The organism is Sphingomonas sp. S-NIH.Pt15_0812, from assembly GCF_003951315.1.
Lineage (GTDB): Bacteria > Pseudomonadota > Alphaproteobacteria > Sphingomonadales > Sphingomonadaceae > Sphingomonas.
The window spans coordinates 103,077-125,802 of record NZ_QLJH01000002.1 but is presented as its reverse complement, the minus strand read 5'-3'; the positions used below and the strand labels follow the sequence as shown (position 1 = coordinate 125,802).

General features: G+C 69.0%; 26 protein-coding genes. 15 read left to right on the top strand and 11 right to left on the bottom strand.

From position 1 onward, the window contains the following. Nucleotides 1-119 precede the first annotated feature (119 nt). Both BRX43_RS01890 and BRX43_RS01885 read left to right on the top strand, forming a co-directional pair. Entirely contained in the window at nt 120-773 is a 654-nt protein-coding gene (locus tag BRX43_RS01890) for a porin family protein (RefSeq protein WP_125993140.1), read from the top strand. A gap of 204 nt (nt 774-977) precedes the next feature. Then, on the top strand, nt 978-1,628 hold the full coding sequence (locus tag BRX43_RS01885) for a GntR family transcriptional regulator (RefSeq protein WP_125993139.1): 651 nt from the start codon (nt 978-980) through the stop codon (nt 1,626-1,628). Nucleotides 1,629-1,633: 5 nt separating this feature from the next. On the opposite strand, the gene BRX43_RS01880 is transcribed toward BRX43_RS01885, so the two are convergent. Next, complete coding sequence (locus BRX43_RS01880) at nt 1,634-2,488, bottom strand: MBL fold metallo-hydrolase (RefSeq protein WP_125993138.1); 855 nt, start codon at nt 2,486-2,488, stop codon at nt 1,634-1,636. Nucleotides 2,489-2,644: 156 nt separating this feature from the next. Here BRX43_RS01880 and BRX43_RS01875 point away from each other — a divergent pair, with 156 nt between their 5' ends. The 4 genes from BRX43_RS01875 to BRX43_RS01860 all read left to right on the top strand — a co-directional run bounded on the left by BRX43_RS01875 (nt 2,645) and on the right by BRX43_RS01860 (nt 7,519). Further along, on the top strand, nt 2,645-3,097 hold the full coding sequence (locus BRX43_RS01875; protein WP_125993137.1) for a MarR family transcriptional regulator: 453 nt from the start codon (nt 2,645-2,647) through the stop codon (nt 3,095-3,097). Between the two features lie 91 nt (nt 3,098-3,188). After that, nucleotides 3,189-4,640: an MDR family MFS transporter gene (locus BRX43_RS01870; protein WP_125993136.1), complete on the top strand. Its 1,452-nt coding sequence runs from the start codon at nt 3,189-3,191 to the stop codon at nt 4,638-4,640. Between the two features lie 331 nt (nt 4,641-4,971). Next, nucleotides 4,972-6,225, top strand: coding sequence for an arsenic transporter (locus tag BRX43_RS01865; RefSeq protein WP_125993135.1), 1,254 nt, complete (start codon nt 4,972-4,974; stop codon nt 6,223-6,225). Nucleotides 6,226-6,262: 37 nt separating this feature from the next. After that, nucleotides 6,263-7,519 carry an MFS transporter gene (locus tag BRX43_RS01860; protein ID WP_125993134.1) on the top strand — a complete coding sequence of 419 codons (1,257 nt, stop codon included), beginning with the start codon at nt 6,263-6,265 and terminating at the stop codon, nt 7,517-7,519. Between the two features lie 7 nt (nt 7,520-7,526). Here BRX43_RS01860 and BRX43_RS01855 read toward each other — a convergent pair whose 3' ends face one another. The 3 genes from BRX43_RS01855 to serS are packed head-to-tail and all read right to left on the bottom strand — an operon-like array spanning nt 7,527 to nt 10,700. Next, entirely contained in the window at nt 7,527-8,651 is a 1,125-nt protein-coding gene (locus BRX43_RS01855; protein WP_125993133.1) for a M23 family metallopeptidase, read from the bottom strand. A gap of 4 nt (nt 8,652-8,655) precedes the next feature. Next, nucleotides 8,656-9,420: a 5'/3'-nucleotidase SurE gene (gene surE, locus BRX43_RS01850; protein ID WP_125993132.1), complete on the bottom strand. Its 765-nt coding sequence runs from the start codon at nt 9,418-9,420 to the stop codon at nt 8,656-8,658. Then, nucleotides 9,420-10,700 carry a serine--tRNA ligase gene (gene serS, locus BRX43_RS01845; protein WP_125993131.1) on the bottom strand — a complete coding sequence of 427 codons (1,281 nt, stop codon included), beginning with the start codon at nt 10,698-10,700 and terminating at the stop codon, nt 9,420-9,422. The genes surE and serS overlap by 1 nt, the downstream gene beginning before the upstream one ends. 92 nt (nt 10,701-10,792) lie before the next feature. Between serS and BRX43_RS01840 the strand changes: the two genes are divergently transcribed. The 3 genes from BRX43_RS01840 to BRX43_RS01830 all read left to right on the top strand — a co-directional run bounded on the left by BRX43_RS01840 (nt 10,793) and on the right by BRX43_RS01830 (nt 12,762). After that, nucleotides 10,793-11,308, top strand: coding sequence for a host attachment family protein (locus BRX43_RS01840; protein WP_125993130.1), 516 nt, complete (start codon nt 10,793-10,795; stop codon nt 11,306-11,308). A 383-nt stretch (nt 11,309-11,691) separates the two neighbouring features. Then, nucleotides 11,692-12,150 (top strand): RNA polymerase-binding protein DksA, encoded by a 459-nt coding sequence (gene dksA, locus BRX43_RS01835; protein WP_125993129.1) that lies wholly within the window; start codon nt 11,692-11,694, stop codon nt 12,148-12,150. 234 nt (nt 12,151-12,384) lie between these two features. After that, nucleotides 12,385-12,762, top strand: a complete 378-nt coding sequence (locus tag BRX43_RS01830) for a PilZ domain-containing protein (RefSeq protein ID WP_125993128.1) — start codon at nt 12,385-12,387, stop codon at nt 12,760-12,762. 86 nt (nt 12,763-12,848) lie between these two features. On the opposite strand, the gene BRX43_RS01825 is transcribed toward BRX43_RS01830, so the two are convergent. Further along, nucleotides 12,849-13,007: a YdcH family protein gene (locus BRX43_RS01825; protein WP_125993127.1), complete on the bottom strand. Its 159-nt coding sequence runs from the start codon at nt 13,005-13,007 to the stop codon at nt 12,849-12,851. Nucleotides 13,008-13,187: 180 nt separating this feature from the next. Here BRX43_RS01825 and BRX43_RS01820 point away from each other — a divergent pair, with 180 nt between their 5' ends. The 4 genes from BRX43_RS01820 to rmuC all read left to right on the top strand — a co-directional run bounded on the left by BRX43_RS01820 (nt 13,188) and on the right by rmuC (nt 16,084). Then, entirely contained in the window at nt 13,188-13,385 is a 198-nt protein-coding gene (locus BRX43_RS01820; protein ID WP_125993126.1) for a DUF465 domain-containing protein, read from the top strand. A 126-nt stretch (nt 13,386-13,511) separates the two neighbouring features. Continuing rightward, nucleotides 13,512-13,970 carry a DUF1465 family protein gene (locus BRX43_RS01815; RefSeq protein ID WP_241214709.1) on the top strand — a complete coding sequence of 153 codons (459 nt, stop codon included), beginning with the start codon at nt 13,512-13,514 and terminating at the stop codon, nt 13,968-13,970. 32 nt (nt 13,971-14,002) lie between these two features. Beyond that, complete coding sequence (def, locus tag BRX43_RS01810) at nt 14,003-14,524, top strand: peptide deformylase (protein WP_125993124.1); 522 nt, start codon at nt 14,003-14,005, stop codon at nt 14,522-14,524. Between the two features lie 123 nt (nt 14,525-14,647). After that, on the top strand, nt 14,648-16,084 hold the full coding sequence (gene rmuC / locus BRX43_RS01805; protein WP_125993123.1) for a DNA recombination protein RmuC: 1,437 nt from the start codon (nt 14,648-14,650) through the stop codon (nt 16,082-16,084). A 247-nt stretch (nt 16,085-16,331) separates the two neighbouring features. Here the strand turns inward: rmuC and BRX43_RS01800 are convergent, their stop codons facing one another. From BRX43_RS01800 to BRX43_RS01790, 3 genes are read right to left on the bottom strand one after another with little or no spacing between them, the layout of a single operon-like run. Further along, the gene (locus tag BRX43_RS01800) at nt 16,332-16,730 is read right to left on the bottom strand and encodes a hypothetical protein (RefSeq protein ID WP_125993122.1); all 399 of its coding nucleotides are present in this window, start codon (nt 16,728-16,730) and stop codon (nt 16,332-16,334) included. A gap of 16 nt (nt 16,731-16,746) precedes the next feature. Further along, entirely contained in the window at nt 16,747-17,547 is an 801-nt protein-coding gene (locus BRX43_RS01795; RefSeq protein WP_125993121.1) for an RNA methyltransferase, read from the bottom strand. A 41-nt stretch (nt 17,548-17,588) separates the two neighbouring features. Then, nucleotides 17,589-18,902 carry a replication-associated recombination protein A gene (locus BRX43_RS01790; RefSeq protein ID WP_125993246.1) on the bottom strand — a complete coding sequence of 438 codons (1,314 nt, stop codon included), beginning with the start codon at nt 18,900-18,902 and terminating at the stop codon, nt 17,589-17,591. A gap of 110 nt (nt 18,903-19,012) precedes the next feature. Here BRX43_RS01790 and lipA point away from each other — a divergent pair, with 110 nt between their 5' ends. Then, entirely contained in the window at nt 19,013-19,957 is a 945-nt protein-coding gene (lipA, locus tag BRX43_RS01785; protein WP_125993245.1) for a lipoyl synthase, read from the top strand. 13 nt (nt 19,958-19,970) lie between these two features. Further along, nucleotides 19,971-20,474 (top strand): type II toxin-antitoxin system RatA family toxin, encoded by a 504-nt coding sequence (locus BRX43_RS01780; RefSeq protein WP_125993120.1) that lies wholly within the window; start codon nt 19,971-19,973, stop codon nt 20,472-20,474. Here BRX43_RS01780 and BRX43_RS01775 read toward each other — a convergent pair. From BRX43_RS01775 to BRX43_RS01765, 3 genes are read right to left on the bottom strand one after another with little or no spacing between them, the layout of a single operon-like run. Continuing rightward, on the bottom strand, nt 20,390-20,938 hold the full coding sequence (locus tag BRX43_RS01775; protein WP_125993119.1) for a CinA family protein: 549 nt from the start codon (nt 20,936-20,938) through the stop codon (nt 20,390-20,392). The two genes, BRX43_RS01780 and BRX43_RS01775, sit on opposite strands and share 85 nt — an antisense overlap. 10 nt (nt 20,939-20,948) lie before the next feature. Next, nucleotides 20,949-21,491, bottom strand: a complete 543-nt coding sequence (locus BRX43_RS01770) for a hypothetical protein (RefSeq protein ID WP_125993118.1) — start codon at nt 21,489-21,491, stop codon at nt 20,949-20,951. Continuing rightward, nucleotides 21,491-22,642 (bottom strand): bifunctional 2-C-methyl-D-erythritol 4-phosphate cytidylyltransferase/2-C-methyl-D-erythritol 2,4-cyclodiphosphate synthase, encoded by a 1,152-nt coding sequence (locus BRX43_RS01765; RefSeq protein WP_125993117.1) that lies wholly within the window; start codon nt 22,640-22,642, stop codon nt 21,491-21,493. The genes BRX43_RS01770 and BRX43_RS01765 overlap by 1 nt, the downstream gene beginning before the upstream one ends. Nucleotides 22,643-22,726 lie beyond the last annotated feature (84 nt).

Here is a 22,726-nt window from a genome sequence, read left to right as displayed (position 1 = left end):
TCTGTTGCGTCGGTGCAACACTTTAAAACGTTTATCTGAGGTTCATGCAGCGACTTGGCTTTTCGGTCATTGAGCCTGGCGAGCCCGACAGCGGGTCTCGAAGTATATGGAGTTCTATTATGCGTAAGCGTCTTGCCGTGGCGAGTGTCGCCTGTGTTCTCGTGGCTGCCCCGGCGTTCGCTCAGGAGGTCAATCCGACCTTCACCGGTCCGCGCGTCGAAGCGACGCTGGGTTGGGATCACGTCGCCGCCGGCAGCAACGCGCAGGGCACCGGCGAGTCGCACCGCAACATCGACGGCCTCGTCTATGGCGGTGGCATCGGCTACGACATCGCGACCGCAGGCGGCGTGGTGCTGGGCGCCGAGGGCGAGATCACCGGCTCGACCGCGAAGAGCGACCGCTACGACTATACCCAGGATTTCGGCTATGGCCGGGTGAAGGCGGGTCGTGACCTCTATGCCGGTGTCCGCGCCGGTATCCTCGCCAGCCCGACGACGTTGCTCTACGTCAAGGGCGGTTACACCAATGCCAAGCTGAACGTGCTGGCGGGCAACACCAACACCTCGACCGACACCAGCTTCAAGCTGGACGGCTGGCGCGTGGGCGCGGGTGCCGAGCATGCGCTGAGCAGCAACAGCTATGCCAAGATCGAGTATCGCTATTCGAACTATGGCAGCGGCCGGGTCAACTATTCGGACGGCGGCACCAGCGGCGCGTTCGACGTGGACACCGACCGCCATCAGGTCGTCGCGAGCTACGGCTTCCGCTTCTGATCTGAGGCTCGGATGAGGGGGGGCGGGGCGGTCGAACAGCCGCCCCGCTACTTTTATCGTATACGGTAAGTCGATGCTATCGCTACCAAAAATCTGATAATGCGATTGATTGCGAGGCATCATTCTGAAAAGGTTCCGCCGCGACGTGTCGCGGGATGGCCTTGGCCAGCCCGACGCCCTTATCGTCATCGGAGTAGCCTTTTCATGTCCAGTATCGTCGTCCGCACCCTGTCCGAGCGGGTGTTCGAGATCGTCCGGGAGCAGATCGTGACCGGGCGGTTGGCGACGAACCTGCCGATCCGGCAGGATGCGCTGGCGGCCCAGCTCGGCGTCAGCAAGATTCCGCTGCGCGAGGCGCTGGGCCGGCTGGAGCAGGAGGGCCTGCTCGTCAGCCAGGCCAATCGCGGCTATTTCATCCAGCCCATGTCCGCCGAGCAAGCGGACGAAATCTATGCGATGCGTCTGGCCATCGAACCCGCCGCGGCCGCCCATGCCGCGCTGGTCGCCGATGCTCCGGCGCAGGCCGAGGCGGAGGCGGCGTTCGACCGGTTGGATCGCGCCTTCGGATCGGACCTGGGCGAGATGGCGGTGCGCAACCGCGACTTCCACATCGCGATGGTGAGGCCGGCCAATCGTCCGTTGACCACGCAGATGATCGAGCGGCTGTCGATCCTCGCGGAACGCTATGTCATCGCCCATCTCCAGCCCGCCGGGCGGGAGTCGCGCGCGCATCAGGAGCATCGCGCGCTGCTCGATCTGTGGCTGGCGCGCGACGCGGCGGGGCTGGAGGCGATGCTGGCCCAGCATATCGCCGCGACGCTGACCGACCTGCGCGAGCAATTCGCCGCAGCCTGATCGCGTCAGAGCGGCTGGCCCGCCTGGCAATGGTCCAGTTCGACCGGATCATGGGTGCAGGTGACCGTCACTTCGCCGCGTCGCTCGACCGATAGCCGCCGCAATCGTTCCTGGTTGCGCAGCCGCTGCGTCGCATCGACCTCCATCAACCGCTGATAGGCGCGCAGGCCCGGCGTGCAATGCCGCCGCACCCGCCGCATCTCGCCCCGGTAGAAATAGGCGTCGCCGGCATGGAGCAACCAGCCGCCGTCATCCCGCCGGATCGCCACTCCGGCATGGCCCCAGGTGTGACCGGGCAACGGCACCATCAGGATTTCCGGGGGCAGGCCGTCCAGATCACGCACCGCATCGAAGCCGAACCACGCCTCGCCCCGCGCGCCGTAGCGCCGCCAGTCGCCCACGCCATCGAGTTGCCGGGCCCGCCAGCGGTTGCGCGCGACGATCCCGTGGTGCGGGCCGGTGGCATCATCATATTCGCGCTGCATGACATGGACGGTGGCATGGGGGAAATCGTCCAGCCCGCCAGCATGGTCGAAATCGAGGTGGGTGGCGATGATGTGGCGCACGTCGCTGGCCCGATAGCCCAGCGCCTCGACCTGGCGGATCGCCGTCTCGCGCTCGCGCAGGCGGATGTTGAGCATCAGGCGCCAGGGCAGGGTGATGCGGGGTTCGGGGTGGCGATGCGGATGCGCCACGTCGCGCAGGCCATAGCCGGTATCGACCAGCACCAGCCCATGCGCCTCCGTCTCGATCAACAGGCAGTGGCAGACGAGATGTCCGAGCGGCCCCGCGCTGCGTCCGTCGAACAGTGCGCCGCCCAGCGGACAGTCGGTGCCGCAATTCAGGTGATGGATATGCATGTCGAACTCTCTGCGACCATGCGCGTAGAACGTCCGTCGCGGACCCGCGTGTCCGGCCAAACTATCTGAGCGAGGTCAGCAAGCTGCGGCAGGAACATGGGCAAGCCGCACGCCATGCGGCTTGCCCGGCATTGCTTAGCGTCCTATCTATCCGCGATGACGACGAGGCGATCCGCCAAAGAGCGGCGGCTCGCGACTGGCCTGGTGCCGGTGGCGCGCGCCTACCGCCAGCACCTCGACCGCGAACTGGCGGGCCTGTCGCTGTCGCATTCGACCGCGCTGGCGGTGATGTTGCTCGGCCGGATGGCGGACGGCGTGCGTCAGGGCGCGCTGGCCGAGCGGCTCGGCGTCGAGGGGCCGACCATGGTGCCGCTGGTCGAACGGATCGAGCGGGCCGGGTTGGTCGAGCGGCGTCCCGATCCCGTCGATCGCCGCGCCAAGACGCTGCATCTGACCCCGGCCGGGCACGACCTGGCGATGCGGGCGGAGGAGCGGTCGGTCGCGGTGCGCGCCCGGGTCTTCGCCGGGATCGACGACGCGGCGCTCGACGCCGCCATCCAGGTGATCGAGCGGCTGCAACAGGCGCTCGACGGGGCGGACCCGGCATGAGCGGCCGCCGAATGGCAAAGGAGTCCGGGCGCTGAATCTGATCGATCGTCTACGTCCGCGCCGGCGCGGCATCGCCTCGGTCCATGCCGAGATGCGCGACGGCATCGTGCCCGCCGCCAATGGCGTCGCCCAGACGCCCGAACATGATCCGGTCGAGCCGCCTAGCCGCAACTATCGCACCGTCGCGCTGATCATCGCCTGCGCGATGTTCATGGAGAATCTCGACGCGACCGTGCTGGCGACCGCGCTGCCGACCATGGCACGCGATTTCGGCGTGCGCGCGCCGGAGATGAGCATCGCGCTCACTTCCTATCTGCTGGCGCTGGCCGTGTTCATCCCGGCCTCGGGCACGATGGCGGACCGCTATGGCGCGAAGCTGGTGTTCCGGCTGGCGATCGTCCTGTTCATGTGCGGCTCGCTGGCGTGCGGCCTGTCGCCGACGCTGCCGATGATGGCGGCGGCGCGTTTCGTCCAGGGGATCGGCGGCGCGATGATGATGCCGGTCGGGCGGCTGGTGCTCCTTCGGTCGGTGGCCAAGCGCGACATGGTGTCGGCCATGTCCTGGCTGATCATGCCCGCCCTGATTGGGCCGATCGTCGGACCGCCGGTGGGCGGTTTCATCGTCACCTATCTCGACTGGCGCTGGATCTTCTGGCTCAACCTGCCGATCGGCGTGCTGGGCGTGATCCTGGTCGGGCGCTTCATCGCCGACATCCGGGAGACGGATGCGCATCCCTTCGACCCGGTTGGCTTCCTGCTCTCGGGCGTCGCGCTCGGTTGCCTGTTGTTCGGCTTCGAGATGGCGAGCCGGGCGGGCGGCGGCGTGGTGGCGGCGCCACTGATCGGGATCGGACTGGTGGCCGGATGGTTCTACCTGCGCCACGCCCGCCGCGTCGCCCATCCGATCCTCGACCTGTCGCTGCTGCGCGTGCCGACCTTCCGCCTGTCGGTCATGGGCGGATCGCTGACCCGGATCACCCAGGGCGCGCAACCCTTCCTGTTGCCGCTGATGATGCAGATCGGCTTCGGCATGAGCGCGGCTCAGAGTGGCCTGATCACCGTGGCGACCGCGATCGGATCGTTCGGGATGAAGGGCGTCGCCCGGCGCATCCTGCGCCGCTTCGGCTTCCGCTCCAGCCTGATCGTGATCGGCGTGCTGTCGGCGTGCAGCTATGCGCTGTGCGGCCTGTTCCGGCCGGACTGGCCGGTGGCGGCGATGTTCGCGGTGTTGGTGGTATCCGGCTTCCTCATGTCCTTCCAGTTCACTGCCTACAACACGATCGCCTATGACCAGATCGACAAGCGGCGGATGAGCGTGGCGACGAGCTTCTACGCCACCTTCCAGCAATTGATGCTGTCGCTGGGCATCTGCGTCGCGGCGCTGGTGCTGCATCTGTCGATGCTGGCGCGGGGCCATGTGCGGCCGGCCTTTCCGGATTTCACCACCGCCTTCTTGGCGGTCACCGCGATCTCGCTCACGGCGCTCTTCGTCAATCGCCGTTTCGCCCCCGATGCGGGTGCGGAGATGAGCGGCCGGCAGTAACGGACCAGTATAGTCAGCAATGATGACGTAATAATCGGCCTTGCCGGCAAGAGTAGTCCATGTTCTTGCGACATGACAGATTCTTCATGCAAATGACGGGAGCGATGTCGCCGGCACCGGGTTCTGCACCCACCCGATGGGATGACGGTGCCGATGCGTTTCCCTGCCTGCCAAGACCCGTGCGTCGCGCCGTCTTCGGTCGCCTGCTTGCATTTGCCTTGCGCGCGTCGCCGGGCGAGGAGCCGGCGGACCCGGCCGGTGATCGACCGAACTGAACGGAGGACTGTGCCATTCGTACCGCTCGATCCCGCGCCCATGCGGCGACCGTCGCATGATCCTGGCAACGGGGGCGACCTGGGGCATCTGCGCCCTGTCGACGGCGGGCGTGATCGCGCGACCGTTCCGCTGGCCGGAGGCGATCTGGGCGGTGGCGGGAGCCGCGCTGCTGCTGCTGCTGGGGCTGATGCCGCCCGGTGCCGCGCTCCATGCGGTGGGCGAGGGGATGGACGTCTATCTCTTCCTGATCGGCATGATGCTGCTGAGCGAGACGGCGCGGCAACAGGGGCTGTTCGACTGGGTGGCGGCGACGGCGGCGATCCATGCGCGCGGGTCGACACCGCGCCTGTTCCTGCTGGTCTATGCGACCGGCATCGTCACCACCAGCTTCCTGTCCAACGACGCGACCGCCGTGGTGCTGACCCCCGCCGTCTATGCGGCCGCGCGCAAGGCCAAGGCCGATCCGTTGCCGCTGCTGTTCGCCTGCGCGCTGATCGCCAATGCCGCCAGCTTCGTGCTGCCCATCTCCAACCCGGCCAATCTGGTGCTCTATGGCGGGCATATGCCGGCGCTGGGTGCCTGGTTCGGCTCGTTCGCGCTGCCGTCGCTGGCGGCGATCGTCGTGACCTTCCTGGCGTTGCGCTGGGCGGAGCGGTCGCGGATCGCGGGCGACTGCACGTCGGATGTCGAGCGGACGCCGCTGACCGGCGGCGGGCGCGCGGCGCTGGCGGGGATCGTCGGCACGGCGGGGCTGCTGCTCCTGGTGTCGGCGCTCGACCGGCCGCTCGGCCTGCCGACCGCGCTGGCCGGCGTCGCGACGACGCTGGCGGTGGCGATGCTGGGGCGGCGTTCGCCGCTCGGCGTGGTGCGCGACGTGTCGTGGAGCGTGCTGCCGCTGGTCGCGGGTCTGTTCGTGCTGGTCGAGGCGCTGGACCGGACCGGGGTGATCGGCATGATCGCCGCCGCCCTGCGCGATGCGGCGACGGCGGACCCGGCGCGCGCGGCCGTCACCTCGGGCACGATTCTCGCCTTCGGGTCGAACCTGGTCAACAACCTGCCCGCCGGGCTGATCGCCAGTACCGCCGTGGCGCAGGCGCATCCGCCCCGGCTGGTCGTCGACATGCTGCTGATCGCGGTCGATCTGGGGCCGAACCTGTCGATCACCGGCTCCCTCGCCACGATCCTGTGGCTCCAAGCGATCCGGCGCGAAGGGGAGGATGTCGACTTCCTCCGTTTTCTGAAGGTGGGCGCGGTGACGATGATCCCGGCGCTCGCCGCCGCCTTCGCCGCGCGACTGCTGATCGGCTGACCGTTTCCGGCTTCTCCCCCTGTTCGAAGGATTTGTGATGGCGACCGCTTCCGCAACGCTCCGCTCCGGCGGCGCGGCCCCCCATCCCAGGCCGCCGGGCCGTACGCTCGACGCGCTCAACTTCTTCCTGGCGGACGTGCGCGATGGCCTGGGGCCGTATCTGGCCATCTACCTGCTCGCGGTGCGGGGCCCGGCGCATGGCTGGAACGAGGCGACGGTCGGCATGGTGCTGACCATCGCCGGGCTGGTCGGGCTGATCGCGCAGACCCCCGCCGGCGGGCTGATCGACCGCAGCCGCAACAAGCCGCGCATCGTCATCGCCGCCGCCCTGCTGGTGACGCTCAGCAGCCTGTCCCTGCCCATCGTCTCCGGCTTCACCGCCGTCACCATCGGCCAGTCTGTCGCGGCGGCGGCGGGGGCGGTGTTCGCGCCGGCCATTTCCGCCATCACGCTGGGTCTGGTCGGCCCCAAGATGTTCGCCAAGCGGGTCGGCCGCAACGAGGCGTTCAACCATGCCGGCAATGCGGTGTCGGCGGCGCTCGCGGGGCTGCTGGCGTGGAAGTTCGGGCCCGTGGTCGTCTTCTGGCTGATGGCGGGGCTGACCGTGGCGAGCGTGTTCACGGCGATGCGGTTGCGCAACGCGGATATCGACAATGCGGTCGCGCGCGGCCTGGACTGCGAGCCGGAAGAGGGGTGCGAGGAACCCAGCGGCTGGCGGGTCGTGCTCGAGAACCGGCCGCTACTGATCTTCGCGGTCATCGCCTTCCTATTCCACCTCGCCAATGCGGCGATGCTGACCTCGGTCAGCCAGTTGCTATCGCGCACCGTCGGCAAGGACCAGGCCACGTCCCTGACCGCCGCCTGCATCGTCGCGGCGCAGGCGGTGATGGTGCCGGTCGCGATCCTGGTCGGCCGCCATGCCGAACGCTGGGGGACCAAGCCGATCTTCCTCACCGGCTTCGCCTTCCTGGCGGCGCGCGGGGCGCTCTACACGGTCTCGAACGATGCCTGGTGGCTGGTCGGCGTGCAGGCGCTGGACGGCGTGGGCGCGGGCATCTTCGGCGCGCTGTTCCCGGTGGTGATCGCCGACCTGACCAAGGGATCCGGTCGGTTCAACGTCGCGCAGGGGGCAGTGGCGACGACCCAGGGGCTGGGGGCGGCCCTGTCGGCGACGCTGGCCGGGTCGATCATCGTTGCGGCGGGCTATACCGCCAGCTTCCTGACGCTCGCCGCCATCGCCGGGGCCGGGCTGATCCTCTATCTGGTGGCGATGCCGGAGACGAAGCGGAAATAGGCGCGGATCAGCGGCGAAGCTGGCTCTGCGGGTCGACCGGGGTGCGGCCCTTGCGCAGTTCGAAATGCAGCTCGGGCTGGTCGGCGAAGCCGGTATCGCCCGACAGGCCGATCACCTGTCCGCGAGTCACGCTCTGTCCGCGCGTGACCAGCAGCTTGGCGGCATGGCCATAGACGCTGGTCCAGCCATCGCCATGCTTGATGATGATCAGGCCGCCCAGCGCCGCGATGCCGTCGCCGGCATAGGCGACGACCCCGGCCGCGGTCGCGCGGATCGGCGTGCTCAGCGGCACCGCGATCTTGATGCCGTCGTTACGCTCGCCGCTGCGTCCCGGCCCGAAGCGGCGGACGACCCGCCCGTCGACCGGCCAGAGGAAGCCGCCGCCGGCCAGTTGCCTGGGCGGCGCGACGGGCACGGTGGCGGGCAGGGGCTTTTTGGGCCGGGCGACGGGCCTGGCGGGTGCGGCATACTTCGCCAGCGCCGGCTCGCCGCCGGTCAGGATGTCGTCGACATCGAGCTGGAAGGCGGCGGCGCGCTCGGCGGCGCGGCTGCCCGGCGCGGCGGCGGCCTCCGGGATCAGGATGCGCTGGCCCGCGCGCAACACATAGGGTTCCTCCAGCGCGTTGGCGGCGACGATGCGCGACCATTCGACGCCATAGGCGCGGGCGATGGCGATGCCGGTCTGGCCGGTGCGGACCAGGTGGTAGCGGCCGGCGGGAATGGTCAGCCTCTGCCCGACCCGGACGACATAGGCGGGCGCGGCGATGCCATTGGCGCGCGCGATCGCATCCACGCCGGCACCCGTCCGTTCGGCGATGCCGCGCAACGTGTCGCCCGGCCGGACGACATAGGTGGACGCATCGACGATCCGCGCATCCGCCTCGACCGGCCGCGCTTCCCAGAGCGGGCGGACGGCCGCACCCGGCACCGCGACGCGGGTGACGGGCCGGGTCGGCGATCGGCCTTGCGCCGCGACGGCCTCGTCATGCGGGGTGAAGTCGGTGGTCGGTGGGTTCCGGTCGACCGGCGGCGGCGGTGCGGGCCGACCGTAATCGTTGGGCGGTTCCATCCGGGGGATGCAGCCGCCCAGCATCAGCGCCGTCGCCGCCACCACCGCTCGCCGCATCGCCATCCTCCTACGCGTACACCGCGCGCAGCATATCGAGCGAGGCGCGATGCGTCATGTCCACCTGCAACGGCGTCACCGACACATAGCCCTCGGCCGAGGCGTCCAGGTCCGTCTCGCCGGTGACGGTCAGCGGCACGCGGTCCATCGCCAGCCAGTAATAGGGGAAGCCGCGCGGATCGCTGCGCTTCTCCATCCGCGCCCGGCCATAGTCGCGCAGGCCCTGCGGCACGATGCGCACGCCCCGGACCTGATCGGGGGCGACCGGCGGGAAGTTGATGTTGACCATCGTCCGGGGGGACCATTCGGCGTCGAGCAGCGGCCGCAGCACCCGCTCGCCCCACGCCTCGGCGGTGGCGAAGGACACGCGCTCGCCGGGGGCATGGTCGGGATAGCGCTGGCTGAGCGCAACCGAGCGGATGCCGGCCAGCGCCCCCTCCATCGCGGCGGAGACGGTGCCCGAATAATGCACGTCCTCGCCCAGGTTCGCGCCGCGATTGACGCCCGACAGGATCAGGTCGGGCCGGCCGTCCTTCATCACCTCGGTCAGCGCCATCATCACCGCGTCGGTCGGCGTGCCGGTCACCGCGAACCGCTTCCCGCCGAAGCGCTTCAGGCGCATCGGCCGGGTCAGCGTCAGCGAGCGGCCGGTGCCCGACTGTTCCTCGATCGGCGCGACCACGGTGACATCGTCGGAGAGGGTGGCGGCGATCGCCTCCAGCACAGCCATGCCGGGCGCGTGGATGCCGTCGTCATTGGTCAGCAGGATGCGCATCAGCGGGCCGGCTCCAGCAGTTCGAGGCCGCCCATATAGGGGCGCAGGGCCGCGGGCACGACGACCGAGCCGTCCGCCTGCTGGTAGTTCTCGACCACCGCGACCAGGGTGCGACCGACCGCCAGGCCGGAGCCATTGAGCGTATGGACGAAGCGCGGGGCCTTCTCACCCTCCGCCCGGAAGCGCGCGTTCATCCGCCGCGCCTGGAAGTCGCCGCAGGTCGAACAGCTCGAAATCTCGCGATAGCGCTGCTGGCCCGGCAACCACACTTCCAGGTCGTAGGTCCGCAGCGAGGTGAAGCCCATGTCGCCGGTGCACAGCTTCATCCGGCGATAAGGCAGGTCGAGCGCCTCCAGAACGCCCTCGGCGGCGCGGGTCATCCGTTCGTGCTCCGCATCCGAGGCGTCGGGCGGGGTGATCGCCACCATCTCGACCTTCTCGAACTGGTGCTGGCGGATCAGGCCGCGCGTGTCGCGGCCCGCCGCACCCGCTTCCGACCGGAAACAGGCGGTGAGCGCGGCGAAGCGCAGGGGCAGGTCCGCTTCGCTGAGGATCTGCTCGCGGACGATGTTGGTCAGCGACATCTCGGCGGTGGAGATCAGCCAGCGGCCATCCGTGGTGCGGAACAGGTCCTCGGCGAACTTGGGCAACTGCCCGGTGCCGAACGCCACCTCGTCGCGCACCAGAAGCGGCGGCGCGACCTCCTCGAAGTCGAAGTCGTTGACCAGCCGGTCGAGCATGAACTGGCCGAGCGCTCGGCTGAGCCGCGCCATCGGGCCGCGCAGCAGCGTGAAGCGCGCGCCGGCCAGCGCCACGCCGGTATCGAAGTCCATGCCCAGCGCCGGGCCGATCGCGTCATGTTCGCGCACCGGGAAGTCGAACGCGCGCGGGTTGCCCCAGTTCTTCTCCTCGACATTGCCGTCCTCGTCCGCGCCCTCGGGCACGTCGGCGGCGGGCAGGTTGGGGATGGCGGCGAGTCGAGCGTCCAGTTCGGCGGCGGTGGCGCGTTCCTCCTCCTCCAGCTGCGGCAGGCGGTCCTTGAGCGCGGCGACCTCTGCCATCAGGCCTTGCGCCCGCGCCTCGTCCTTCTGCGCCTTGGCCTGGCCGATCTGCTTGGACAGGTCGTTGCGGCGGGTTTGCGCCTCCTGCGCGGCGGCGATGGTGGCGCGGCGGCGCTCGTCGAGCGCGAGCAGTTCGGCGGCGGCGGGAGCGAGGGAGCGGCGCGCCAGCGCGGCGTCGAAGGCAGCGGGGTCGTCGCGGATCAGGCGGATGTCGTGCATGGCCGGGCTATGGCGGGCGGGGCCGGACCGCGCAACCCGTGCCGCCGCGCGCGCGTTACCCGACCGACAACAAGCCGATAGAGGAGATAGCGATGCAGGTTCCCCATAACGCGTTCGTGCTGGTGGTGGATGGCCGCAAGAGCCTGTTCTTCCGTAACGAGGGGGATGCGGAGCACCCGAACCTGAAGGTCGAGCATGCGGAGGAACACGTCAATCCGCGCGACGGCGAGCAGAAGACCGATGCGGCCGGCAGCGCGCGTTCGACCCAAAGCGGCGCGGGTGCGCCGCCGATCGCGCAGGGCGGATCGAATCAGGCCGGCGGCGGCGGGCAGGGCGCGCAATTCGCACCCTCGCGCGGGTCGTTCGAGGAAACCGACTATCACCAGCAGGAGGAGGACCGGTTCGCCGCCGAAACCGCCGACATGCTGCGACGCCGGGCGCTCGCCAACAAGTTCGAGTCGCTGATCGTGGTCGCACCGCCCAAGACGCTGGGCGAATTGCGCAAACATTACCACAAGGAGGTCAGCGGCCGGCTGGTCGGCGAACTGGCCAAGGATCTGACGGGCCATCCGGTCGACCAGATCGAGCAAGCTCTCATGAACGCCTGACATCGTCCTCACTGGACCGATCGTGAGGGACCGCCGGGGCCGCCCATGCCCCGGAGGTCTCTTGTTGTCGGCATGATGTGACGCCGGGCCGGCAAGGCTCGCGATGGTCCCGGCGCGGGCGATCATCGATCAGGATCAATAACCTGGACGCTCCCCGTCGATCCATTTCGGATACGGATGTGCCAAATCCGGGCGGAATGGACGCTTCATTCCGGTAAAGCGTGGTTTCTACGCAACAATCCTGTCAAAACCATATCGGGGACAGTGGAACGGTTGCTTGTGACACGACCTTCACGAAGCTATAGGCCGCATCATCTGGGGGTGGCCCGGCGGGTAAGAGACGGTGACAATCCGCTCCGCTTCAGGGCCGTAGGGAGATCGGTATGGCGACGGTGTTGAATCGCGTTGACGACCATTCCACTGGCCACATGGTGGCCAATGACGACGGCTATCGCCCGACGGCGGACGAGCCGTTCATGAATCCCCGACAGCAAGCCTATTTCCGCAAGAAGCTGAACCAGTGGAAAGAGGCGATCCTGATGGAGTCGCAGGGAACGCTGTCGCAGCTTCAACTCGACTCGCTGCGCGAATCCGACCTGACCGACCGGGCGTCGAGCGAAACCGACTGGTCGATCGAACTGCGCACCCGCGATCGCCAGCGCAAGCTGATCAGCAAGATTGAGGCGGCGCTGCGGCGGATCGACGAGGGCGAATATGGCTATTGCGAGGTGACCGGTGAGCCGATCAGCCTGGCACGGCTGGAGGCCCGGCCGATCGCGACCATGACCGTCGAGGCGCAGGAGCGTCATGAGCGTCACGAGAAGGTGTCGCGCGAAGATTGAGATCTTCCGAGCGCGGCTGCTTGCGAGCTGCCGGCTTTCTACCTCCCATATCGGGGCGGCGACCTATGGGTTTCGCCGCCCTCGTCGTGAACGCTCGAGGACGTGTTCGTTCGTCCCGCATAGCCTGTCCCGTCGCGGGACGCATGGACTGGGGGGCGGCTTTCCTTTAGGGCTTTGTTGAGGAATTCAGCCCCAATCGCGTGCGGGCGAATAGTGGACGAAGCGGGATCGGATATGAACGGCGCAACCGGCGATGACAGCAGGAACGAAGCCGAGGGCGCCGGCAAGCGGAGCAATCGCCGCGACAGCCTGTTCCTGACCGCGCAGCTTCGATTCGACGGGGTCGACAAGACCTATGACGTGCGAATCCGCAACCTGTCCGAGGGCGGGATGATGGCGGAATATCCGCGCATCGTCGGGATCGGCGCGCGGGTGACGGTCGACCTGCGCAATATCGGCGAATGTCCGGGCCGTGTCGCCTGGTGCGCGGAGGGCCGGATCGGCATCGCGCTCGATTCGCCGATCGACCCGAAAAAGGCGCGCCTGCCCGTGGGTGGCGGCACCACGACGCCGACCTATGCCAAGTCGCTGCTCGGCGCGCCGCGTCGCTGACCGGTCCGCGTCACGGCCCCTAAACAAAACGCCGGCCCTGCCAGGATGGCGGGGCCGGCGTCGACCATGGACGTCTAGTGCGACGTTCAGTGGCTGACGATCTCGTCCTTCAGTCGTAGCTTCTGCTTCTTCAGTGCCGCGATCAGCGCGGTGTCGGGGAGCGGCCGGTGGCTCTCCTCGGCGAGGCGTCGGTCGATCGACGCGTGCTTGGCCTCCAGTGCGGACTGGTGAGCGGTGGACTGCATGGGCAGATTCTCCTTCAGCTAGCGAGGGTGAATAGAACATAGGACGCGTCCTTTGTCGCCCGGTAAAAACCGCGACTGCGACCGTCCGTTGCACTTTTGCGGCGGCGTCCTGTACGGCGTTCCCGCGCGCTGGAAGGGAAACCGGTACGGCGCGGGGATCAAAAGGGGCGCGGGGACAGGATGGACGACAGCGAGATCAACGCCCGGTTGCAGGAACTGCGCACCGAGCATCGCGACCTGGACGTGGCACTGGCGGCGCTCCAATCGCACGGCGCGCCGGACCAGTTGCAGCTTGCCCGCCTGAAGAAGCGCAAGCTGCGTCTCCGCGACGAAATCTCGATGCTGGAGGATCAGTTGCTGCCCGATATCATCGCCTGACCGCGCCGCCGCGCCCCGATTCGGGACGGGGTGGCGTCGGATAGGCTCTGGGCAGGTGCCGCGGCCTGTGCCATGCCGCCGGGCATGATCGGCTCGATGTCACCTGCGGGCTTCCAGACGCGTCTCGTGAGCGCGCTTTATACCGATGCCATGCTGCTCGCCGACGAGGCGCGCAGCTATTTCGACGATCGCAGCCGCCGCGACCGCGACACCTTGCCGCCCGTGGCGCGGGTGGCGTTCAGTTGCGAGTCGCTGAAGGTGACGACGCGGCTGATGCACGTCATCGCCTGGCTGCTGGTCCGCCGCGCCGTGGCGGCGGGCGAGCTGACGCCGGCCGAGGCGCTGACCGCCAATCGTCGGCTGAGTGAGGAAATCACCAGCGAGGACGACATGCTGTCGCGCCTGCCGGACGAGGCGCGGCATCTGGTCGAGGCGAGCCAGGCGCTGTTCCGCCGTGCCGCCGTGCTCGACCGGGCGCTGGCCGGGGACGGGGCGCGCGAGGCGGCCGAAGCGGCGGGCAGCCCGGTCCGCGCGATGCAGCATGATCTGTTGGCGCGGCTGGGGCGGGGCGGCGTCGCCGCTTGACGCTGCGGGCGGGGGGACTTAGCCCCGCCGCCATGTCCGTACTTCCCATCGTCGAAATCCCCGATCCGCGCCTGCGCCTCGTCTCCAAGCCCGTCGGCGAGGTCGACGACGGGGTCCGCCAGTTCGTCGCCGACATGTTCGACACCATGTATGCCGCGAATGGCATCGGTCTCGCCGCGATCCAGGTCGGCGTCGATCAGCGCATCCTGGTCATCGACCTCCAGGCCGACGAGGATGAGGAGGGCAAGCCGATCCGCGCGCCCAAGGCCTATATCAATCCCGAGATCCTGTCGGCGTCCGAGGAACTGTCCAGCTATAATGAGGGCTGCCTGTCGATCCCGGATCAATATGCCGAGGTCCGCCGCCCGGCGCGCTGCCGCGTCCGCTGGATGGACGAGACGGGGGCGTCGCATGAGGAGGAACTGGACGGCCTGCTCGCCACCTGCATGCAGCATGAGATCGACCATCTGAACGGCGTTCTGTTCATCGACCATGTGTCGCGGCTGAAGCGCGACATGCTGCTGAAGAAGCTGGCCAAGCAGCGGCGCAACTGACTCGGCCGGGGCGGCGGGAGAAAGCCCCTTTCCGGCCGGGTGCGTTCGCTGTACGTTCCCGGCCATGTCTGATGCTTCCCCGCCCGTCGCCATCTCCGTCTCTCCCATGACCGGGGGTGGCCGATGACGGTCGCGATGATCGTCGCCTCGCTGTTCGCGCTGGTGGCGGGACTGGCGCTCGGCTGGCTGCTGGCGGGACGCAAGTCGGCCGGACTGGCCGCCGATCTGGCGCTCGCGAAGCAGCGGGTGGCCGATGCCGATCTGGTGCGGCAGGCGCGCGACTCGGTCGAGCGCGAGCGCAACCAGGCATTGCAGGATGTGGCGACGCTTCGCGCGCAGGTCGAGGAGCGCCATGCCGCCCATCAGGCGCTGACCGCCGAGTTGCAGGCGCTGCGATCGGCGGCGCAGGAGCTCGCCGGCCTGCGCGCGCAATCCGCCGAGCGCGAGGCCGCGCACCAGCAGACGCTGCGCCAGTTGCATGAAGCGCGCGAGACGATGACCGCGCAGTTCGGCGCCGCGGCCGCCAAGGCGCTCGAATCGGCGCAGACCCAGTTCCTCGAACAGGCCAATGCCCGCTTCGCCGCTTCCGAGGCTGCGCAGGGCGCCAAGCTCAGCGCGCTGCTCCAGCCGGTGAACGACCGGCTCCAGCGCTATGAGGAGGGCGTGGCGCAGGTCGAGAAGGAGCGGCGCGACGCGTTCGGCAATCTGCAAGGCCTGATGGAATCGATGCGCGTCGGGCAGGAGACGGTGCGCAGCGAGGCCGCCAAGCTGGTCAATGCGCTGCGCAACGCCCCCAAGGCGCGCGGGCGCTGGGGCGAGCAGCAGCTCCGCAACGTGCTGGAGAATTGCGGCCTGTCCGAACATACCGACTTCGCGACCGAGGTCAGCGTGTCGGACGGCGAGGGCGGGCGGTTGCGTCCCGACGCGATCGTGCGCGTGCCGGGCGGCAAGTCGCTGGTCATCGACGCCAAGGTGTCTCTGAACGATTACCAGGACGCGTTCGGCGCGATCGACGACGATGCGCGGCAGGTCGGCCTGGCCCGCCACGCTGCCTCGATGCGGGCGCATGTGAATGGCCTGGGCGCCAAGAGCTATTGGACGCAGTTCGACGATACCCCCGATTATGTCGTCATGTTCGTGCCGGGCGAGCATTTCCTCTCCGCCGCGCTGGAGCAGGATTCGACGCTGTGGGATTATGCCTTCGACAAGCGGGTGCTGCTGGCGACGCCGACCAACCTGATCGCGATCGCGCGGACGGTGGCGGCGGTTTGGCGGCAGGAGATGCTGGCGGAACAGGCGCGCGAGATCGGGATGCTGGGCAAGGAGCTGTACGCCCGGCTCGCGACGATGGGCGGGCATGTGTCCAAGCTCGGCCGCAATCTCGACACGGCGATGTCCGCCTACAACCAGTTCGTCGGGTCGCTGGAAAGCCAGGTGCTGACCCAGGCGCGCCGCTTCGAACAGCTCAAGATCGACACCGCCGGCAAGACGATCGAGCCGCTGCCGGTCGGCGAGCAGTCGGCACGGCCTCTGACGAAGTTGGTGACGGCGGCGGAGTAAGGGCGACGCCGAGCGGCGGTGTTATCGCGAGAGGATTGTCGTTTCCTGACGCCGTGTTCCCCGGCGAAGGCCGGGGCCTAGTTGGGGGACGTTGGTAATGAAGGGTAGTGCTCCGTTACTGCCACCTTTCCAACTGGGCCCCGGCCTTCGCCGGGGAACAGGAAGGTAGGAAGGGTTAGGTCACATCCGGCTGGCGGTGCAGCGTCGATACGGCTGGATCACCCGACAGATTTCCGCGCGACCCCCATCAACACGCATCGATCAGCAGGGGCGGCAGCGCCACCCCCCTGGTGTCGCGACTTTGCAGGCGGACCAGCCCCTTGGCCTTGGTCAGCGCATCGACGCCCGGTTCGAAGCAAATGCCGCGCTTCATCGTCGTCGCCATGCTGGCATCGCTATATTGCCCGCGCCAGTCGTCCATGCCGTCGAGCGCGATGGTCAGCGTCCGCCCCTCGGCCGCCGCGCCGGTGATGCGGACGCCGCCGCCCAGCGACTTGGGTACGGTGGCCAGGATCTGCGCGGCGGATGTCTTGGCCAGTGCCACCGGATCGGCGGGCGCCGGTGCCTCGGGCGCGCCGGAACAGGCCGCCAGCATCGCCATTGCCGCAATCGTCACCATCGTCCGCATCGTCCGCATCGTCCGCATCGTCGCTCTCCCTGGATCAGCCGCGCTGTTGCGCCAGCACTTCATAGGCCATCACCGCCGTTGCCACCGCCGCGTTCAGGCTGTCTGCCTTGCCCAGCATCGGGATCTTGACCAGCAGGTCGCAGGCCGCGGCATAATCGGCCGGCATCCCCTGCGCCTCGTTGCCGGTCAGGAGGAAGGTGGGGGCGGCATAGCGGGCGGCCCGATAGTCATGTTCGGTATCGAGGCTGAGCCCGACCAACTGCCCCGGCCCCCGGCGCAGCCAGTCGAGAAAGGGCTGCCACTCGGTCCGCACCACCGGCACCGTGAACAGCGCGCCCATGCTGGCGCGCACGGCCTCGACCGAGAAGGGATCGACGCATTCGCCGACCAGGATCAGCCCGCCCGCCCCGACGGCATCGCCGGTGCGCAGGATCGTGCCGAGATTGCCCGGATCGCGCAGCCGTTCGGCGACCAGCCAGATGCCCGCGCTCGACCGGTCGAGATCGTCGAGCGAGGTCTCGAACTCCTCGAACACGCCGACCACCGCCTGGGGATTGTCCTTGCCGGACAGCTTGGAGAGGATGTCGGGCACTGTCTCGATCGCCTCGCCGCCCGCGGCCTCGACCGCGTCGATCAGGCGCATGACCAGCGGATGCTGCGCGCTGGCGGCGGCGAAGAACAGCAGCGAGGGCAGGCGGCCGCCCTCCCGCGCTTCGGTCAGGATGCGCAGGCCCTCGGCCAGGAAGCGGCCTTGTTCGCGGCGATGGCGCTTGTCGCGCAGGTCGCGGACGCTTTTGACCAGGGGATTGGAATAGGCGGTGATCTGACGGGGCATGGGATCGTCCTGCCGCCCCCCGCGTCCGACCGCAAGCGCGGTCAGCGTCGGCGGCGTTCGTCCCACCAGGCCAGCCGCTCCGCGATGCGCTTTTCGAAGCCGCGCTCCGTCGGCTCGTAGAAGCGCTGCGGCCCCAGCGCGTCCGGCCAGTAATTGGCGCCGGAAAAGCCGCCCTCCGCGTCATGGTCGTACTCATACCCCTGGCCATAGCCGATCTGCTTCATCAGCTTGGTCGGCGCGTTCAGGATATTGTCGGGCGGCATCAGCGAGCCGGTCTCGCGCGCGGTCTTCCACGCGGCCTTTTGCGCCTTGTACACCGCGTTCGACTTGGGGGCGGTCGCCAGATAGACGCAGGCCTGGGCGATCGCGAGTTCCCCCTCCGGCGAGCCGAGAAAGTCGTAGCTGTCCCTGGCGGCGATGCACTGGGTCAGCGCCTGCGGGTCGGCGAGGCCGATATCCTCCACCGCCGCGCGGACCAGTCGGCGGAGCAGGAAGAGCGGGTCCTCGCCCGCCGTCAGCATCCGCGCCAGATAATAGAGCGCGGCCTGCGGGTCCGAGCCGCGGATCGATTTGTGGAGCGCCGAAATGAGGTTGTAATGCCCCTCGCGATCCTTGTCATAGACCGCGACGCGGCGTTGCAGGAAGGCGGACAGGCCCGCCGGGTCGAGCGGCTCGGGCAGGTCGACCGAGAACAAGGTCTCCGCCTGGTTGAGCAGGAAGCGGCCATCGCCATCGGCGCTGGCGACCAGCGCGTCGCGCGCGGCGTCCGTCACCGGCAGCGGGCGCTCCATCACCGCCTCGGCGCGGGTCAGCAGCAGCTCCAGCGCGTCGCGGTCGAGCCGATGGAGGATCAGCACCTGCGCCCGGCTGAGCAGAGCGGCGTTGAGTTCGAAGGACGGGTTCTCGGTCGTGGCGCCGACCAAGGTGACGGTGCCGTCCTCGACATAGGGCAGGAAGCCGTCCTGCTGCGCGCGGTTGAAGCGGTGGATCTCGTCCACGAACAACAGGGTGCGCTTGCCGAGCTGGGCATGGTCGCGCGCCTCGGCGAATGCCTTCTTCAGGTCGGCGACGCCGGAGAAGACGGCGGAGATGGCGACGAAGCGCAGGCCCACCGCATCCGCCAGCAGGCGGGCGGTCGTGGTCTTGCCGGTGCCGGGCGGCCCCCACAGGATCATCGATGACAGCCGGCCCGCCGCGACCATCCGCCCGATCGCGCCGTCCGGACCGGTCAGATGGGTCTGTCCGACCACGTCGGCCAATGTGCGCGGACGCAGCCGGTCGGCCAGCGGCGCGTCGGGGGCGGGGTCGGCGGGCGGGGCGGGGGGCGGATCGATACCGGCGAACAGGTCGGCCATCCCCGCGATGTAGGTGGTGTGTCGCCGCTCGTCACGCGCCATGCACGAATCGCGGTTCAGAGGCGATGCGGGTGGATGACAATCGCGCGCGGCGGCCCTATCTGGCGGGGATGAACGAGATGACTCCGCTCGCCCGTCCGGAACGGGTCCGCAAGCCCGACTGGATCCGGGTGAAGGCGCCGACCTCGGCCGGCTTCGCCGCGACGCGCGAGTTGATGCGCTCGAAGAGCCTGACCACCGTCTGCGAAGAGGCGGCCTGCCCGAACATCGGCGAATGCTGGTCGAAGAAGCACGCGACCGTCATGATCCTGGGCGATACCTGCACGCGCGCCTGCGCCTTCTGCAACGTGAAGACGGGGATGCCGCGCGCGGTCGATCCGATGGAGCCGCAGAACGTCGCCGATGCCGCCGCGCAGATGGGCCTGCAGCATATCGTCATCACCTCGGTCGACCGCGACGACCTGCCGGACGGCGGCGCCAAGCAATTCGTCAAGGTGATCGAGGCGATCCGCAAGTCGAACCCGGTCACCACGATCGAGATCCTGACCCCCGATTTCCGCAACAAGCACGAAGCGGCGGTTGAGGCGATCGTCGCCGCGCGGCCGGACGTGTACAATCACAATCTGGAGACGGTGCCGAGGCTCTATCCGACGATCCGGCCGGGTGCGCGCTATTATGCGTCGATCCGCCTGCTGGAGAGCGTCAAGAAGCTCGACCCGTCGATCTTCACCAAGTCCGGCATCATGCTGGGACTGGGCGAGGAGCGGCTGGAGGTGCACCAGGTGATGGACGACATGCGCTCCGCCGGCATCGATTTCCTGACCATGGGCCAGTATCTCCAGCCGACGCCGCGCCATGCGAAGGTGGCGGAGTTCGTGACGCCCAAGGCGTTCGATGCCTATGCCGCGATCGCGCGGGCCAAGGGTTTCCTGCTGGTCGCGTCCTCGCCGCTGACCCGCTCAAGCTATCATGCCGGTGACGATTTCGCGAAGATGAAGGCGGCGCGCGATGCGCAGCTCGCGGCAAAAGCCGGACGGGCCGTGATCGGCGCCTGAGGCCTAAGCTCCGATGCCCAAGCACAGCGAGACCCGCCATCTGCCCTATACGGCCGAACAGATGTTCGACCTGGTCGCCGATGTGCGTCGTTATCCGGAATTCCTGCCCTGGGTCAGCGCGATGCGCGTGCGCCAGGACGGGGAGACGGAGACGGTGGCCGACATGATCGTCGGCTTCAAGGGGCTGCGCGAGACCTTCACCAGCCGGGTCGAGAAGAGCCGGCCGGAGCGGATCAGCGTGGAATATGTCGATGGTCCGCTGAAATATCTGCGCAACGACTGGCGCTTCCGGCCGGAGCCTGGCGGTTGCGCGGTCGATTTCTCGGTCGACTTCGCGTTCAAGAACCGGGTGTTCGAGATGCTGGCGGGGCAGGTGTTCGGCACCGCGCTCCGCCGCATGATCGGCGCGTTCGAGACGCGCGCCGCCGCGCTTTACGGCGCGGGATCGGCCTCCGCCTCGACGACCGGCGGCACTTCGGACGGCAGCAGCAGCTCCAGCGCGCACAGCGCCGCCTGAAGCCGGATGCCGCCCCGGCCGGTGTCGGGGAACAGCTTGCGATCGGCATGGATCTCGGCCGCGTCGCCGCCCTTGTCGGCGCGCGCGAAGACCACCGTGCCGACGGGCTTGCGCTCCGACCCGCCGCCGGGCCCGGCGACGCCGGTGATCGACACGGCGATGTCCGCGCCACTCTTCTCCAGCGCGCCGCGCGCCATGCTCCAGGCGACCGCCACCGACACCGCGCCGAACGTCTCCAATATGTCGCCGCCGACCTTCAGCAGGTTGCGCTTGGCTTGGTCCGAATAGGTCACGAACGAGGCGATGAACACGTCCGACGACCCGGGGATCTCGGTCAGCGCCGCCGCGACCAGGCCGCCGGTGCAGCTTTCGGCGACCGCGATGGTGCGGCCGGCGGCGCGGTTGGCGTCGATCACGCGGCGCGCGGCCTCGACCAGCGGAGGGGGGAGAAGGGTGTCGGTCATCATAGCCTCTTCACGGCTGCGGGCAGAGCGGGATTTCGGGCACGCCGGTCTTGCCGGACTTGGCCCCGGACCGGGCATGGTCCGCCTTCAGATAGCGCAAGGTGGTGACGATCACGCCCGCCGTGTTGGCGGGCGGCAGGGGTTCGAGCAACGTGACCAGCCGGTCGACGGTGCCGCAATCCTCGATCGCGACGCGACCGACGACCAGGGGCGCGATCAGGCTGGTCAGCACCGGCCGGGCATATTCGGATTGCAGCAGCAGGGTGACGGCCGGGTCGCTGAGCTTGGCGATCGCGCCTTGCGCGGCGGGCCAGGCGCGGTCGGCGGCGGCCTGGTATTTGGCGATCAGCGGGCCGCCCCCGCTGCGGATCAGGCTGGTCGCGGGCAGGCGCTGGGCGCAGACGCGGCCGGTCTCGCGGATCACGTCGGGCAGGGCGACGGTGGCGAGCGACTCGGCCTCCGCGTCGGTCAGGCAGGGGCGCTGCGCGGCGGCGGGGCTGGCGAGCAGCGCCGGCACGACCAGCAGCGCGGCGAGGCGGAAGGCGGCCCGCATCAGCGTGGCGTCCGGGGCAGGCTGATGGTGGCCATCGCCTGGGTCGCGATGCCCTCGCCCCGGCCGGTGAAGCCCAGCCGCTCGGTGGTCGTCGCCTTCAGGCTGATTCGATCGGCGGGCAGGTTCAGGATCTCGCCGATCCGCGCGACCATCGCGGCGCGATGCGGGCCGATCTTGGGCGCTTCGCAGATGATGGTCAGGTCGACGAAATCGATACGCCCGCCCTTGTCGGCGATCAGCTTGGCGGCATGGGCCAGGAACTGGTCGGATGCGGCGCCGCGCCATTGCGGGTCGCTGGGGGGGAAATGCGTGCCGATATCGCCCGCCGCGATCGTGCCGAGCAGCGCATCGGTCAGCGCATGGAGCGCGACATCGGCGTCCGAATGGCCGGACAGTCCCTTGTCGTGCGGGATCAGCACGCCGCCCAGCCACAATTCCTCGCCGGCCTCCAGCCGATGCACGTCGAAGCCGCTGGCCGAGCGGCTTTCCCAGGAAACACGCGACTCCGCGGCGGCAAAGTCTTCGGGATAGGTAACTTTCTCCAGCATCGGATCGCCCTGCACCAATGCGACGCCGCCGCCAAGCCGGCGCACCATCTGCGTGTCGTCGGTCGCCTCGTCCCCCTCGGGCCAGGCGGCATGGGCGGCGCGGAGCGCGGCGAGGCGGAAACCCTGCGGCGTCTGTACGCGGTGCAGGCCGGCGCGGGGCACCACGTCGCCCAGCATCGATTCGTCGCCCCGCACCAGCGTGTCGGCCACCGCCAGCACCGGCGTCGCGCCGTCATGATCGTCCAGGGCGGCGATCACCCGGTCGATCACGGCATAAGGGACGAAGGGGCGGGCGGCGTCATGCACCAGCACCCGCTCGGTGCCCTGGGGCAACGCGGCGAGGCCGGCGGCGACCGACTCGCGCCGGGTCGCGCCGCCCTCGACCAGCGTCACGTCGCCGAGCAGCGCACGGACCTGCGCCAGCCGCTCGGGCGCGGCGACCAGGACGACGCCATGGATCGCCGGATGGCGGCCGAGCGACTCGACGGCATGGACCAGCATCGGCTTGCCGGCGACCGTCGCGAACTGCTTGGGCCGGCGGCCGCCGGCGCGGCTGCCGCTACCGGCGGCGAGGATCAGGGCCAGGGTGCGGGGCGATGCCATGGCGCGCCGGTTAGCGGACCGGGGCGGCCGGGGCCATAGCTTGTTGCAGGCCCGGAATTGCGCTAGGAAGCGTGCGGTTCTCAG